The 14,281-nt window shown below is 70.5% G+C and carries 14 protein-coding genes; 7 read left to right on the top strand and 7 right to left on the bottom strand.

The features are described 5' to 3' along the window. Positions 1–3 precede the first annotated feature (3 nt). Positions 4–1,776 carry a DAK2 domain-containing protein gene (locus tag GVY64_RS03630; protein ID WP_159838885.1) on the bottom strand — a complete coding sequence of 591 codons (1,773 nt, stop codon included), beginning with the start codon at positions 1,774–1,776 and terminating at the stop codon, positions 4–6. Positions 1,777–2,108: 332 nt separating this feature from the next. On the opposite strand from GVY64_RS03630, the gene rpmB reads away from it, so the two are divergent. The 3 genes from rpmB to GVY64_RS03615 all read left to right on the top strand — a co-directional run bounded on the left by rpmB (position 2,109) and on the right by GVY64_RS03615 (position 3,780). Beyond that, positions 2,109–2,300, top strand: coding sequence for a 50S ribosomal protein L28 (gene rpmB, locus GVY64_RS03625; RefSeq protein WP_063019880.1), 192 nt, complete (start codon positions 2,109–2,111; stop codon positions 2,298–2,300). 102 nt (positions 2,301–2,402) lie between these two features. Further along, positions 2,403–2,933 carry a GNAT family N-acetyltransferase gene (locus GVY64_RS03620; protein ID WP_159838682.1) on the top strand — a complete coding sequence of 177 codons (531 nt, stop codon included), beginning with the start codon at positions 2,403–2,405 and terminating at the stop codon, positions 2,931–2,933. Between the two features lie 58 nt (positions 2,934–2,991). Next, positions 2,992–3,780 carry an enoyl-CoA hydratase/isomerase family protein gene (locus tag GVY64_RS03615; RefSeq protein WP_159838680.1) on the top strand — a complete coding sequence of 263 codons (789 nt, stop codon included), beginning with the start codon at positions 2,992–2,994 and terminating at the stop codon, positions 3,778–3,780. Between the two features lie 7 nt (positions 3,781–3,787). Here GVY64_RS03615 and GVY64_RS03610 read toward each other — a convergent pair whose 3' ends face one another. Genes GVY64_RS03610 through thiL form a run of 4 tightly spaced genes read right to left on the bottom strand, consistent with a single transcriptional unit; the run spans position 3,788 to position 6,885 of the window. Further along, positions 3,788–4,651, bottom strand: coding sequence for an alpha/beta fold hydrolase (locus GVY64_RS03610; RefSeq protein ID WP_159838678.1), 864 nt, complete (start codon positions 4,649–4,651; stop codon positions 3,788–3,790). A gap of 58 nt (positions 4,652–4,709) precedes the next feature. After that, the gene (locus tag GVY64_RS03605; protein ID WP_159838676.1) at positions 4,710–4,949 is read right to left on the bottom strand and encodes a hypothetical protein; all 240 of its coding nucleotides are present in this window, start codon (positions 4,947–4,949) and stop codon (positions 4,710–4,712) included. A 50-nt stretch (positions 4,950–4,999) separates the two neighbouring features. After that, a complete protein-coding gene (locus GVY64_RS03600) occupies positions 5,000–5,683 on the bottom strand; it encodes a uracil-DNA glycosylase (RefSeq protein WP_159838675.1) in 684 nt (227 codons plus the stop codon). 11 nt (positions 5,684–5,694) lie between these two features. After that, on the bottom strand, positions 5,695–6,885 hold the full coding sequence (gene thiL, locus GVY64_RS03595) for a thiamine-phosphate kinase (RefSeq protein ID WP_159838673.1): 1,191 nt from the start codon (positions 6,883–6,885) through the stop codon (positions 5,695–5,697). A gap of 408 nt (positions 6,886–7,293) precedes the next feature. Between thiL and GVY64_RS03590 the strand changes: the two genes are divergently transcribed. Continuing rightward, the gene (locus tag GVY64_RS03590) at positions 7,294–7,806 is read left to right on the top strand and encodes a DUF3515 domain-containing protein (protein ID WP_442939514.1); all 513 of its coding nucleotides are present in this window, start codon (positions 7,294–7,296) and stop codon (positions 7,804–7,806) included. 283 nt (positions 7,807–8,089) lie between these two features. Here GVY64_RS03590 and GVY64_RS03585 read toward each other — a convergent pair whose 3' ends face one another. Both GVY64_RS03585 and GVY64_RS03580 read right to left on the bottom strand, forming a co-directional pair. Further along, a complete protein-coding gene (locus tag GVY64_RS03585; RefSeq protein ID WP_159838669.1) occupies positions 8,090–9,193 on the bottom strand; it encodes a D-alanine--D-alanine ligase family protein in 1,104 nt (367 codons plus the stop codon). Positions 9,194–9,279: 86 nt separating this feature from the next. Then, positions 9,280–10,275 (bottom strand): NAD(P)H-dependent glycerol-3-phosphate dehydrogenase, encoded by a 996-nt coding sequence (locus GVY64_RS03580; RefSeq protein ID WP_159838667.1) that lies wholly within the window; start codon positions 10,273–10,275, stop codon positions 9,280–9,282. Positions 10,276–10,306: 31 nt separating this feature from the next. Here GVY64_RS03580 and cofC point away from each other — a divergent pair, with 31 nt between their 5' ends. The 3 genes from cofC to GVY64_RS03565 all read left to right on the top strand — a co-directional run bounded on the left by cofC (position 10,307) and on the right by GVY64_RS03565 (position 14,192). After that, positions 10,307–10,990: a 2-phospho-L-lactate guanylyltransferase gene (cofC, locus tag GVY64_RS03575; protein ID WP_159838665.1), complete on the top strand. Its 684-nt coding sequence runs from the start codon at positions 10,307–10,309 to the stop codon at positions 10,988–10,990. 71 nt (positions 10,991–11,061) lie between these two features. Continuing rightward, positions 11,062–13,233, top strand: a complete 2,172-nt coding sequence (locus tag GVY64_RS03570) for an RNA degradosome polyphosphate kinase (protein ID WP_159838663.1) — start codon at positions 11,062–11,064, stop codon at positions 13,231–13,233. After that, on the top strand, positions 13,230–14,192 hold the full coding sequence (locus GVY64_RS03565; protein ID WP_159838661.1) for an NUDIX hydrolase: 963 nt from the start codon (positions 13,230–13,232) through the stop codon (positions 14,190–14,192). The genes GVY64_RS03570 and GVY64_RS03565 overlap by 4 nt, the downstream gene beginning before the upstream one ends. Positions 14,193–14,281: the final 89 nt, after the last annotated feature.

Below are 14,281 nucleotides of genomic sequence, written 5' to 3'. Positions count from 1 at the left end.
GCCCTATTCCACTCCGATCTGCACCGAATCACCGTGCTGCCCACCGGAATACACGATCACCTCGACCCCGGGAAAGTTCTGTTCGACGTGCGCGGCGAGTTCGTCGCCGAGACCTTCCGGCGCGGCCGCGCCCACCAGCAGCGTGACCAGCTCGCCGCCGAAGGCGAGCAGCCGGTCCAGCAGCGTCCGCCCGGCCGCGCGCACGTCGCGCTCGATCACGACGACGTCGTGCCCTGCCAGTCCGAGCCCGTCGCCCGGTTCGCAGGTGCCGACCATGGTGAGCGCGCGCCCGGTCGCGGCACGCAGCGATCCCCACCGCGTCGTGGCCGCCGCCTCCGACATGGCGAACGCGTCGTCCACCGCCATCCGTCCGCGGTCGTGCACGGCCAAGGCGGCCAATCCCTGCACCATCGACGCGCTCGGCAGCAGCAGCACGTCGCGATGGGCGTCGCGCGCGGCGACGCCGACGGCGACCAATTCGTGCGCGGGCAGCGCGCCGTTGGGCAGCACCAGCACTTCGCGGTTCGGCATCCGCCGGATCGCGGCCAACAGCGCCGCCGCCGTGACCGGCTCGTCGCCCGCCAGCACCACGGCGCCCGCGTCCTCGAACAACGCCGCGGCACCCGCGCCCGCGACCACGGCCAAGATCCCGCGATCCGCCGCAACCCCCGGCGTCGCCGCCGCGCCCGGGCCGAGCACACCGACCACCACATGATTCGTATCGGCAGCCGGCGCGGACCCTGCGAAACCGCCTTCCCGGGCGGATCGGGTCGGCAAGCCGGAAGTCTCGCCAGGAGCGAGATCGGCCCGGTTCGCGCGTTCGCCGACCGCGGCGGTGACGGAGTCGCCGGACCCGGCGCGCATGTCCGGATGCGACGTGCGCAGAACGTTCTCGATGCGGATCCGGCTGAGCACGCCCGCCGCGATGCCCGCCTCCACCGCCGCGCCCGCGTCGGCACAGTGCACATGCGCCGACCAGGAGCCGAGCCCGTCGCCGACCACCACGACCGAGTCGCCGAGTTCACTCAGACGGGCTCGCAGCGCGGCCACTCTCCGCTCATCGGAATCGGCCAGGAGATACATCACCTCGTACCGCGACTCGGCGTCGCCGACCGGAGCGCTGCGCGCCGCCGCAGGCCGGGGGTACTCCGGGCGCGTGGGCGCCTCGCCTCGGGTGACGGTGACCAAGCTGTCCAGCAGCACGACCAACCCGCGGGCTCCCGCGTCGACGACACCGGCCTGACGCAGCACACCCAATTGGAACGGAGTGTCGCCGAGCGCTTCGGCAGCGCCGTCCGCGGCCGCCAGCGCCACGTTCGCCAGCTCCTCGTCCGGGCACCGCGCCGCCGCCGCGGTCGCGCGGTCCAGCACGGTGAGGATGGTCCCTTCGATCGGCACGCTCAGCGCCTCCCGGACCAGCCCGGATGCCCTGGCCAGCGCGGCGCGCAGGCTGTCTCCCGTGAACGGGCCGCCGTCCACCACGTCCGCCACGCCGCGCAGCACCTGGGACAGGATGATCCCGGAATTGCCGCGAGCCCCGACCGTCGCGCCGTGCGCCATCGCGACGGCGACGGCACGGGCCGCGCTCCCGTCCGCGTTCGCCCGCGCCCCGGCCGCCTCGCCGGCCTCGACCGCGGCACGCATGGTGGCCAGCAGGTTCGTACCCGTGTCCGCGTCGGGGACGGGGAAGACGTTGAGCGCGTTGATCTCCTCGCGCCGGTGCGCCAAGCCGGCGAGACAGGTACGGCCCCAGCGCAGCAATGCCGTGCCGTCCATCACATCTCGCACTCCGGACACCGTCACCTCACTCCCTATCCGCCACCCGCGCACCACCGCCGCCCGCCAGGTTAGCGGGCGGTCCCGACAGGCAACCGGCAACATCGCGTCCTCAGAATGGAGATGCCCGGCACACGATCCGGCGCTCGTCCGCGGGGACCGGTTTGGTGGATCGGTGGCAGCACAGCTACCCTTGCAGGGTTGCCTCGCGCGGCCGTCGCCGGTCAGCGCTGGTCGGCTCTCCGCCGACAGGGCACATACTCGACATTGCACGAGGACGCGCCGCCCGCGAAAGCGGCGGTCCCCACCATGACATGAAGGAGTTCGCGACTATGGCTGCCGTCTGCGACGTCTGCGCCAAGGGCCCCGGCTTCGGGAAGTCGGTCTCGCACTCGCACCGGCGCACCAACCGTCGTTGGAACCCGAACATCCAGACCGTGCGCGCGCAGGTCGCCCCGGGCAACACCCGCCGCATGAACGTGTGCACTTCCTGCCTGAAGGCGGGCAAGGTCACCCGCGGCTGATCAGCCTCCGGCTGACCAGCACTGTCGGCACACGCCCCGGCACCCGTATCGGGTGGTCCGGGGCGTCGTCATGACTACCCGTGTCCGGCTGACGCAGCCGTGGTGACCGCCCATCCGTGGCGAGTCCGGCCACTGACCGCCGAGTACGTCCACAGCCTCGCCGAATGCCACATCGACTGCTGGCGCGAGGCGTATCGGGGGCTCGTGCCCGCCCACGTGCTCGACGCGTTCGACGTCGGGCGACGGGCCGAACAGTGGGAGCGCGACCGGGTGCGCTATCCGGGCCGCACGCACGTCGCGATCGTCGACGACATCGTGATCGGATTCTCCAGCGCGGGCCCGCCCGTCGACCCGGACGCGGTGACCCCACTCGAACTGCACGCCCTCTATGTGCGCTCCGCTTGGCACGGCAGCGGGGTCGCCGACGACCTGATCCGCGCCGCGCTCGATCCGGCCGCTCCGTGCTCGCTGTGGGTGTTCGAGCAGAATGCGCGCGCCCAGGCGTTCTATCGCAAGCATGGTTTCGTGCTCGACGGCACGCGCAAAGTCGAGGTGTTCACCGCCGCGATGGAGGTGCGCATGGTGCGCACGCCGACGATGCACGCGGATCGCGCGGCGGAGGGAATTCGCTAGGCGCAGCCTCCGCGCCAGGCGCGGACCGCGTTCGGCTGCGCCCGCTAGGGTGCAGATCATGACCACCAGCGAGCAAGCCGAGTACGTGACCACCGTCGACGGCGTCCTCCAGATCACCATCGCCACGTCCGCCAACGGCACGTCCATGGACTTCGCGGGCATCAAGGCGGGCACCTCGGCTCTGCACGCGCTCGGCGCCGACGTGGGCGCGGTGCTGTTGCGTGGTACCGGCGCCAACTTCTGCGCGGGTGGCGACGTGCGCGGTTTCGCCGCGGCGAAGGACCGCTCGGCGCACATTCACGATTTGGCCACCGACCTGCACGAATTCGTCCGCGCGCTGGACGCGATCACGGTCCCGGTGGTGGCCGCGGTCCAAGGCTGGGCGGCCGGCGCGGGCATGAGCCTGGTCTGCCTGGCCGATATTGCGCTCGGCGGACCCGGCACCAAGCTGCGCCCGGCCTATCCCGGCATCGGCCTGAGCCCTGACGGGGGCATGTCCTGGACGCTGCCGCGCATCGTCGGACGGGCACGGGCGCGGGAAATCCTGCTCGCCGACGCCATCCTGGACGCCGACGAAGCAGTGCGCCTCGGTGTGCTGAGCAGGCTGGTCCCCGACGGGGAGATCGCCGCGGAGGCACAGCGGCTGGCGCGCACCCTCGCCGCCGGACCGCGTTCGACCTACGCGAGCATCAAGTCGCTGCTGCGGCAGTCGGAGAGCGCGACGCTGAGCGACCAACTCGACAGGGAACGCGACGGTATCGCCGTGGCCGCGAGCTCCGCCGCCGGACGCGAGGGTGTGGACGCGTTCGCCGCGAAGCGCAAGCCCGATTACGCCACGCTCGCCTGAGCCGACGTCATTCCAGCGTCGCGAGTACGAACTTCGCCACCGCGTCGGTGAACGAGTCGTTGTCGTCACCGGCCGCGGTGTGCGCGGCGCCGCCGATCTCCACCAGTTGGGCGTGCGGCACCAACCGCTGGAACGCTTCGGCTCCTTCGGCGCTCACGACGTCCGAGCGCATGCCGCGGACCAGCAGCACCGGGATGCGCAGCGCCCGCGCCGCGTCCTCCATCGGCTCGATCATGGCGGACGGGTCCTCGACCCGGTCGCTCAGCATGTCCGGATCCCAGTGCCAGTACCAGCGGCCGTCGCGCTCGCGCAGATTGCGCAGCAAGCCCTCGGCGCTCTTCGGCCGCGGGCGGTGCGGCAGGTACGCGGCGACCGCGTCGGCCGCGTCCTCGATGCTGTCGAAGCCGTCGCGATGCTTGCCGAGGAAGTCGATCACCCGGGCGACCCCTTCCGGTTCGGGCCGGGTGACGATGTCGACGAGAACCAACGCGGAGATCGCCCGCCCGCCGGGCTGCGCGGTAGCGAGCAGCCCGGTGATGCCCCCCATGCTGGCGCCGACGACCACCGCCGGCGCGCCGAGCTGTTCCAGCACCAGCAGGAGGTCCTCGACCATGGTCTGCCGCCGATAGTCGCGATCCGGCGCCCACTCGCTGTCACCGTGACCGCGGGCGTCGACCGTGACCACCCGCATTCCCGACGCCCCCAGCCGAGCGCCGGTCTTCTTCCACGAGTGCCGGGTCTGCCCGCCACCGTGCAGGAAGACGACGAGCGGGCCGTCGACGGGGCCGAACTGATCGGCGGCCAGCTCGAGTCCGCCCGAACCGCGCAACCGGAGCCGAGACGGTTCGAGAAGATTGTTCGCATTACTCACGATCTGTAGGATCGCACAATGCCGTTCCGCGCCGGGGGGAACCCGGCGATTCGCGGATTCAGCAGCCGAGATTGCCCACGAAGAACAGGCACGCGATCTTGGCGTTCACCGAGGCGGAGATGGTGGAGGAGCCGCTGGAGGTGTACTCCTCGGCGACCGGAGCAGTCGCGGTCTCCGTGGTGGGCTCGAGCCGCAGCGGCGCCGCACCCGCGACGGCGGCGCCGCTGGTGAGAGCGGCGCAGAAGGCCAAGGTCGCGGTGGTGCCGCGCAGCGCGCCGCGGACGGTGGTGTTGTGCATGGAACAGCTCCTCACTCGTTTACTTCGGTCGATCACACACAGACGCCCGATCAGGGCAGGCGCCAGTCAACCGGTTCGGCCCCCAGTTCGTCGAGTAGTTCGTTCACTCGCGAGAAGGGGCGGGAACCGAAGAACCCACGAGACGCCGACAGCGGCGACGGATGCGCGGACTCGATGTAGGGGACCTCGGATTCGGCCAGCTGCGGCTTCAGCGTCGCCGCGTCGCGACCCCACAGGATCGCGACCAACGGCTCGTCCCGGGCGACCAGGGCGCGGATCGCCTGATCGGTGACCGCCTCCCACCCCTTGCCCCGGTGCGAGGCGGGCTTGCCGGGCGACACGGTGAGCACTCGGTTGAGCATCAGCACACCTTGATCCGACCACGGGCTCAAATCCCCGCAGGACGGCGTCGGGTGACCGAGATCCTTGCTGTATTCGGCGAAGATGTTCGCCAGGCTGCGCGGGATCGGCGAAACGTCCGGCGCCACGGAGAAACTGAGGCCCATGGGATGGCCCGGCGTCGGGTAGGGATCCTGGCCGACGACGAGGACGCGCACCGCCTCGAAGGGGCGCTGGAAGGCGCGCAGGACATTCTCACCGGACGGTAGGTAACCACGGCCCGCGGCGTTCTCGGCGCGAAGGAATTCGCCCATGGCGGAAATCCGATCCGCCACCGGCTCGAGTGCCTTCGCCCATCCCGGATCCATGATTTCCGACAGTGGTTTCGCGCCCATGACCGCACAACTTAGCGTGGCCGGTCGCCGGATGACGAGTCCGCCCCACGGAACGATTCCCACCCACCGCCACCCGTCTGGGCGACGCCGTCGACGGTGAGCCCGCGACCGGCCACGACGCGCCCGATCGCGACCCATCCCGCGGGTAGCGCGCGGTCGGGCGACCATGCGCCCGCGAAGGCATGGTCCTCGCCCCCGGTCAGAATCCATTGGGCGGCATCGGCGTCCAGCCGAGCGGCGACGAGTTCCAGCGCGGGGTCGCGCAGGGCCGCCGAAGCCAGGTCGATGCCCACACCCGAGGCCGCGGCGATGTGTCCGAGGTCGGCGAGCAATCCGTCGGACACGTCGGTCAGCGCGTGCAGCCCGGGGTCGGTCCCGCCATCCGCGACCGTACTTTCCGAGGTGGCTTGCGCTTCCCGGTACGCGCCGAGCGGCGCTGGTCCGGACGACTCGGCCGTCGCCCGGGGCGAACTCGACGCTCCGGCACGGCAGGAGACCGTCGCCGAACCTCTGGCGCCGGTATCGGATTGGATGTCGGAACGCGACGGAATCCCGTGCGGCCGAGAAACATCCGAGCCCGCGCGCGTCCCGCGGCGCAAAGCGTCCAAGACGACGGCGTACGGCGGCTGCGGGACGCGATGCGCGGCAAGCACTTCCGCGACTTCGGGTCCGGTCGCCCCGGCGGTGAAGGCGGCCAGCCCCGCGGCCGACCAGCCGAGCCGGCCCGCCACCGCGACGACATCGCCCACGCGCGCACCCGCTCTGGTGATCGGCGCGCCGACCGGATCGCCGAAGGCGGTGACGGAGACGACCAGTTCGCGGCTGCGGACCAGATCGCCGCCCGCGATGGACGCGCCCGCCCTGGCGGCCTCGGCCCACATGCCGTCCGCGAGTCCGTCGATCACCACGACCGGGGTGTCGGCCGGGCAGCCGAGCGCGACGACGAACGCGGTCGGCGTCGCACCCATGGCCACCACGTCGGCGGCGTTCTGCGCGATCGCCTTGCGGCCGATGTCCTCGGGGCTGGACCAGTCCAGCCGGAAATGCCGGTCTTGCACGAGCATGTCGGTGGTCACCACGAACCGGCCGTCCGGCGCCGCGACGAGCGCGGCGTCGTCACCGGGGCCCAGCAGCACACCCGGCGACTGCACCCGGCCCGCGTTGATGCGGTCGATCAGCGCGAACTCTCCCAGTTCACGCACTGTCTTCGGGGCCCTGCTGGCGCTGATGACCGATCCTTTCCGGCGCGCTGCTTGCTGGAACGAGCCCGACGGTACCCTTTCGGAGGCACTCGAGTACCACCGGCCCGGTCCGCCGCTGCGCGGCTGCCGACCGGGGGCGACGCGCAGCAGAAAGGATCGGTGACCATGGCGGCGGATTCGCCGGACCGCGATTCGGCGGAGCGGGACGAACACCCCGAAGCCGCGACCGGATCCCCGAAGCCCGAGGGCACGAAGGACGCGGACAGCGCCGACGCCGTTGCGTCGGCTGCCGCGGCACCGGACGACGCCGCGGCAGCCGGCCGGAGCGACGTCGAAGACGCGGCCGCAGCAGACGAGCCGGACGGCCCGCCCGCATCGGCCCCGCCACACCAGTACTCGCCCGCCCTCATCGCCACAGCCGTGGCCCTTCCGGTCGTGCTGGTCGTCGCGGTGCTCGTGGCCGCCGTGCTCGCGCGCCGCGCGCCGGTCGAACGCGAACCGCTGGTGCTCGGTCCCGTCCCGGCCCCGGCGGCGGAGGGTCCGGCCTGCGCCGCCCTGCTGCCCGCGCTGCCGGCGAACCTGGGTGAGTTCACCAAGTCGACACTGGTGGAGCCGGCTCCGCCCGCCACGCGCGCGTGGCAGCGTCCCGATGGCGGCACCGCGATCGTCCTGCGCTGCGGGTTGGATCGCCCGCTGGAATTCAACCGCGCCTCACCCCTGCAGATCGTGAACGGCGTGCAGTGGTTCGAGGTCCGTGACCAGGCCGCCGGGGCGAGCACCTGGTTCGCCGTCGACCGGGGCGCCTACGTCGCCCTCACCGTCCCCGACGGCTCCGGTCCGACCCCGCTGCAAGAAGTCTCCGACACCATCACCGCCCAGCTCCCGGCCCAGCCGATCGACCCGGGGCCGCTGCCCAACTGACGCCACGCGACCACGCGCTGATCCGGAGAAGCAGTCGGCGTGCGACTGGCCGAGGCGTACTCGCCGAGTCCCGGGCGCGCGATGCGCTGCGGCCCGGTCCGGATGAGCGGTACAGGAGGACGATGGAAGCCTGGCGACACCGGATCCGGTTCCGACGCCCGGTTGCCCCGGGCCCGATCTGTTCGACCGGCTGGGCGGAAATGCGGTGACACGCCTGACCGTCATCGAACTCTCGGCAGGTAACCCCCGGCTCGGCGGATCGGCTCAACCGCGAACCAGAGCCCTACCGCAGGCCGGTGCCGCGGACGAGCGCGGTTTCGATGAGCGTCGAGATCAGTGCGGCGTAATCGACGCCGGTGGCCTCCCACATGCGCGGATACATCGAGATGGCGGTGAATCCTGGCATCGTGTTGATCTCGTTGATCACCGGTCCCTGTTCGGTGACGAAGAAGTCGACCCGCGCCAATCCCTGGCAGTCGAGGGCCTGGAAGGCACGCACGGCCAGTTCCCTGATCTGCTCGGAGACCTCGTCGTCCAGCTTGGCGGGCACGTCGAATTCGCAGACGTCGTCGAGGTACTTGGTGTCGAAGTCGTAGAACGCGGGACTCTCGGCGGTGGTGCCGGTCTCCGGCATGCGGATCTCCGCGACCACGCTCGCCGCGACCCGGCCGTCCGGGAATTCCAGGACGCCGCATTCCACTTCGCGTCCGACGATGCCCGCTTCGACGATCACCTTCGGATCGTGCGCGCGCGCCGCCGCGATGGCGGCGTCCAGCTCCTCCCAGTCCGTGACGCGGGTGATGCCGATCGACGAACCGCCGCGGGCGGGTTTGACGAACACCGGCAAGCCCAGGAGCAGCCGGTCCGCCTCGGTGACCGTCGCGGTGCCGGGCCGCAGCACCACCTGGGTACCGATCGGCAATCCCTCCGCCGCGAGCAGTTTCTTGGTGAATTCCTTGTCCATGCCCGCCGCGCTGGCCAGCACTCCGGGGCCGACGTACGGAATTCCGGCGAGTTCCAGCATTCCTTGCAGCGTGCCGTCCTCGCCGAACGGTCCGTGCAGGATCGGGAAGACCACGTCGACCGTGCCGAGCGCGGCGGTCGGATCGTCGAGCGCGATCAGCGCCCCCGAGCGGCTCGGGTCCGCGGCGAGGGTCAGGGCCGTGCCGGTGGCGTCGACCGACGGCAAGGCGCGATCGTGGATGCCGAGCTCCGCCACGTCCGAACCGCCGAGCACCCAGCGACCCTCGGCGGTGATGCCGATCGGCACGACCTCGTACTTCTCCGGATCCAGGTGACGCAGCACGCTGCCGGCCGATACGCAGGACACGGCGTGCTCGTTGCTGCGCCCGCCGAACACCACAGCCACCCTGATCCGGTTCGTCATGCCCCGAACCGTACCCGTTTCGGTGCGCGCTCCCACCGCTGACCGTCTCGGACACTCCGGCCGCCGCCCTCGTGGAGCGGCCCGGATCACTCCGGCTTCATCCGCCGCCCGAGCAGGTTGCCGACGGCTTCGCGCACGGAGAGGCCTTCGTGACAGACCTGGTGCACGGCGGTGGTCAGCGGCATCTCGACGCCGTGCCGTTCGGCCAGCGCGCGCACCGATGTGCAGGACTTCACACCCTCCGCGACTTGGCCATGAGTCGCCGACTGGGCGGCCTCCATGGATCCGCCCGCGCCGAGCACGTGACCGAACGACCGGTTGCGCGACAACGGTGACGCGCAGGTGGCGACCAGGTCCCCGACTCCGGCCAGGCCGGCCAGCGTCACCGGTTCCGCCCCGAGGGCCACCCCGAGCCGGATGATCTCGGCCAGGCCACGAGTGATCAGACTGGCGATCGAATTGTCGCCCAGACCCATTCCCGACGCGATGCCGCAGGCCAGCGCGATGACGTTCTTGCAAGCGCCGCCGATCTCGCAGCCCACCACGTCGGTGTTGGTGTAGGGCCGGAAGTATCCGGTCGCGCAAGCGTGCTGCACCGCGACCGCGCGGTCTTCGTCCGAGCAGGCGACCACGGTCGCGGCCGGCTGGCACAACGCGATCTCGCGCGCCAGGTTCGGTCCGGACAGCACCGCGACCCGGCTCGGGTCGGCTCCGGTGACCTCCGCGATCACCTGGCTCATCCGCAGCAGCGTCCCGGTCTCGATGCCCTTCGCCAGGCTCAGCAAGGTGGCGTCGTCCGAGATCAGCCCCTTCCACTCCGCGAGGTTCGCGCGCAGCGACTGCGACGGCACCGCCAGCACGACGAGGTCCGCTCCGTCCAGCGCCACCGCCGGGTCGGAGGTCGCCGCGATCGGCGGCAGCGGAATATCCGACAGGTAATCGGGATTGCGATGTTCGGAGGCCAGCGTCGCGGCGACCTCTGGCCGCCGGGCCCAGATGGTGACCTCGGTTCCCGCGTCCGCCAACACCTTCGCGAACGCGGTGCCCCACGATCCCGCGCCCAGCACTGCCGCCCTCGTCATCAGCCCAATATGCCATGGAAGGATTGCTCGCATGCGCCCGCACGCCGTGCATGCCGTGATCGCGGTCAAGAGCCTCGATCGGGCCAAGAGCCGACTGGCCGACCGGTTGCGCCCGGAGCACCGGGCCCGGCTGGTGCTGGCCATGCTCGCCGACACCGTGACCGCCACCGCGGCGGTCGCCGAAGTCGTCTCGGTCACCGTGGTCACGCCCGACCCCGCCGTCGCGGATATGGCCCGCACGCTCGGCGCCGACGTTCATCCGGAACCGCGCCAATCGCAGGCCGAGGGGCTGAACACCGCGCTGGCCGCCACCGCCGCCGCGTTGCGCGATGCGCACGGCCCGGTCGATCTGCTCGCACTCCAAGCCGATCTGCCCGCCCTGCGCCCGGAAGAACTGTCCGACATGCTCGCCGCCGCCCCGCGCGGGCTGCGCTCGATCGTGATCGATCACGAGGGCAGCGGCACCGCGGCGCTCGTCGTCCGCGACCCGATCGCCGCGCTCGATCCCCGCTTCGGACCCGGCTCGGCGCGCAGTCATATCGACGCGGGCGCGGTAGACCTCACCGGGGACTGGCCGGGCCTGCGCCTGGACGTCGACACCCCCGCCGACTTGGACCGCGCGGTTGCCCTCGGGGCCGGAAACGCGACGCGTGCTGTCCTGCACGACATCGGGTGGCCGAGCGGCGTTCACGAACACGTTCCACACGTGTGCTAGCAGGTCGCCATGGTGGCGTGAGACACAGGACGATCACGCTCGCGGGATGCGCGCGGCCTGTCCGGTAAGGGATGATCGTTGGCGTGAGCGATACGGAAACCGTCAAGCAGCAGCCGTTGCTTCCCACGCCACCCCCGGCGGCGACACCCCTGTCCGCCGACTCGTCGGCGGCGCGGTTGCCACGCGATCGCTACCTCAATCGTGAATTGAGCTGGCTGGACTTCAACGCCCGCGTGCTCGCCCTCGCCGAGGACGCGTCGCTGCCGTTGCTGGAGCGCGCGAAATTCCTCGCGATCTTCGCCTCGAACCTCGACGAGTTCTACATGGTGCGGGTGGCGGGGCTGAAACGCCGCGCCGAGACCGGGTTGCTGGTTCGCTCGGCCGACGGCCGCTCTCCCAGCGAGCAGCTGGAACTGATCGCCGTGCGCACGCAGGAGATCGCGGTGCGGCATGCCCGCGTCTTCCTCGACAGCGTGCTGCCCGCGCTGACGGCCGAGGGCATCGCGATCATCGACTGGAACGATCTGGACGAGAGCGAACGCGAGCGTCTTTCGGGCTACTTCCAGGATCAGGTCTTCCCGGTCCTCACCCCGCTCGCGGTGGATCCCGCGCATCCCTTCCCCTACATCAGCGGACTGAGTCTCAACCTCGCGGTGACGGTCAAGGATTCCGCTACCGGCGGTGAGCACTTCGCTCGCGTCAAGGTGCCCGACAACGTCGACCGGTTCGTCCGCGTGCGCCGCACCGAACCCGGCTCCCCGATCGCCGCTTTCCTGCCGATGGAAGCGCTCATCGCCGCGCACCTGGATCTGCTGTTCCCCGGCATGGACGTGGTCGAGCACCACTCGTTCCGGATCACCCGCAACGCGGATTTCGAGGTCGACGAGGATCGCGACGAGGATTTGCTCCAGGCCCTGGAACGGGAGCTGGCCCGGCGGCGGTTCGGTTCGCCGGTGCGCCTGGAGGTGTCCGACGACATGACCGAGCACATGCTCGATCTGCTCCTGCGGGAGCTGGACGTCGACCCCGGCGACGTCATCCAGGTGCCCGGCCTGCTCGACCTGTCCTGCCTCTGGCAGGTGTACGGGGTGGACCGGCCGAATCTCAAGGACACTCCCTACGTCCCCGCGACACCGCCCGCTTTCGGCGAACGGGAGACGCCGCGCAACGTCTTCGCCGCGCTGCGCGAGGGCGACGTGCTCGTGCACCATCCGTACGACTCCTTCTCCACCAGCGTGCAGCGATTCATCGAACAGGCCGCCGCCGACCCCCAGGTGCTGGCCATCAAGCAGACGCTCTACCGCACCTCCGGCGATTCCCCCATCGTCAACGCGCTCATCGACGCCGCCGAAGCCGGCAAGCAGGTGGTCGCCCTGGTGGAGATCAAGGCGCGCTTCGACGAGCAGGCCAACATCAAGTGGGCCCGCGCGCTGGAACAGGCCGGAGTGCACGTGGTGTACGGCCTCATCGGCCTGAAAACCCATTGCAAGACCTGCCTGGTGGTGCGTCGGGAGGGCGCTACCATCCGGCGCTATTGCCACATCGGGACCGGCAACTACAACCCGAAGACCGCGCGTCTCTACGAGGACGTCGGGTTGCTCACCGCGGCACCGGAAATAGGCGCCGACCTGACCGACCTGTTCAATTCGCTGACCGGTTACTCGCGCAAGGAGAACTACCGCAACCTGCTCGTCGCACCGCACAGCGTGCGCTCCGGCATCATCGAGCGCATCCAGCGCGAGATCGAACTGGCCGGCCGCGGCGAGGACGCCCGAATCAGGCTGAAGGCCAATGCGATAGTCGACGAGGAGATCATCGACGCGCTGTACCGGGCCTCGCAGGCGGGCGTCCCGGTGCAGATCGTGGTGCGCGGCATCTGCGGTCTGCGCCCCGGTGTGCTGGGCATGAGCGAGAACATCGAGGTCCGCTCCATCCTCGGCCGGTTCCTGGAGCATTCCCGCATCCTGCACTTCCAGGCGCAGGACGAGTACTGGATCGGCAGCGCCGACATGATGCACCGCAACCTGGACCGCCGGGTCGAGGTGATGGCGCAGGTGAAGGACCCGCGGTTGACCGAACAACTCTGCGAGGTGTTCGAATCGGCCCTCTCGCCGACCACACGCTGCTGGGTGCTGCAACCGGACGGCACCTGGCGGGCGTCGCCGGGGACCTCCGGCGACGGGGACAAGATCAGAGACCATCAGGAATTCCTGATGCGGCTGCGGAGGCCAGATCAGCAGTGAACGCCACCACGGGGTTCGAACAGGAGGGGGGCCCGTTCTGGGATCCCCGCGTCACCGCCAACATCTACGCCGCCGGAGCGGTGCTGTGGCGCGAGTCGTCCACCGGGGCGATCGAGATCGCGATCGTGCACCGCCCCAAGTACGAGGACTGGTCGCTGCCGAAGGGCAAGCTCGACCCGGGTGAGACCCCGGTGCTGGCCGCGGTCCGCGAAGTCCGCGAGGAGACCGGGCTGGAGTGCAGGCTCGGCCGCTACCTCGGGCACGTGACCTACCCGATTCCGGGCCACCGCAAGCTCAAGCGGGTCGACTACTGGGCCGCGGAACTGATGAGCGGGGAGTTCACGGCCAACTCCGAGGTGGACGTGCTCAGCTGGCACCCGCTGGACCGGGTGATGGACCAGTTGTCGTATCCGATGGACCGGCAGGTGGTGCGCGCCTTCACCCGATTGCCCGCGCGTACCGACACCCTGCTGTTGGTCCGGCATGCCAAAGCCGGCCGTAGGAACCGCTTCAACGGTCCCGACGACCAGCGCCCGCTCGACCGCGATGGCGACACGCAGGCGCGGGCGCTCACGCCGAATCTCTTGGCGTTCGGCGCATCTCAGTTCTATTCGGCTCCTCCCCTGCGCTGCGTGCGGACCGTGGCGCCGTTGGCGGACAAGCTCGGCGTCGAAATCGTCGAGGAGCCATTGTTTTCCGAAGACGGGTACGCCGAGCGCCCGGACGAGGCCGAGGAACGGTTTCGAGCCCTGGTGTCGGACAAAGCGGTTCGCGTCGTCTGCAGTCAGGGCAAGGTGATCCCAGATCTGCTGGGCCGGCTGGCCGAACGCGACGGACTCGTGCTGCCGTCTGCGCGCAATCGCAAGGGCAGTGTGTGGGTGCTGTCGTTCGTCGGCCATCGCTTGGTGGCCGCCGACCATCTGGATCGATCGCTGTCAGCCTACGACGGGCAGTCCTGATACGACGGCAACTCCGTCGTCACCGCGCGGGTCGGCAGGCGCCGGTCGACGAGCACGGCCCGCCGCGAGGGTGACGTCACGGTAGGCGG

Source organism: Nocardia sp. CY41 (assembly GCF_009829325.1).
GTDB lineage: Bacteria > Actinomycetota > Actinomycetes > Mycobacteriales > Mycobacteriaceae > Nocardia.
This window is presented reverse-complemented; position numbering and strand designations above follow the sequence as displayed.

Bases quoted from the DNA above. Each gene is read 5' to 3' on its own strand.
- GVY64_RS03605 (WP_159838676.1), bottom strand. From the start codon at position 4,949: ATGCACAACACCACCGTCCGCGGCGCGCTGCGCGGCACCACCGCGACC.
- GVY64_RS03615 (WP_159838680.1), top strand. From the start codon at position 2,992: ATGACCACCAGCGAGCAAGCCGAGTACGTGACCACCGTCGACGGCGTC.
- GVY64_RS03630 (WP_159838885.1), bottom strand. From the start codon at position 1,776: ATGGACGGCACGGCATTGCTGCGCTGGGGCCGTACCTGTCTCGCCGGC.
- GVY64_RS03580 (WP_159838667.1), bottom strand. From the start codon at position 10,275: ATGACGAGGGCGGCAGTGCTGGGCGCGGGATCGTGGGGCACCGCGTTC.
- rpmB (WP_063019880.1), top strand. From the start codon at position 2,109: ATGGCTGCCGTCTGCGACGTCTGCGCCAAGGGCCCCGGCTTCGGGAAG.
- GVY64_RS03585 (WP_159838669.1), bottom strand. From the start codon at position 9,193: ATGACGAACCGGATCAGGGTGGCTGTGGTGTTCGGCGGGCGCAGCAAC.
- GVY64_RS03600 (WP_159838675.1), bottom strand. From the start codon at position 5,683: ATGGGCGCGAAACCACTGTCGGAAATCATGGATCCGGGATGGGCGAAG.
- GVY64_RS03570 (WP_159838663.1), top strand. From the start codon at position 11,062: ATGATCGTTGGCGTGAGCGATACGGAAACCGTCAAGCAGCAGCCGTTG.
- cofC (WP_159838665.1), top strand. From the start codon at position 10,307: ATGCGCCCGCACGCCGTGCATGCCGTGATCGCGGTCAAGAGCCTCGAT.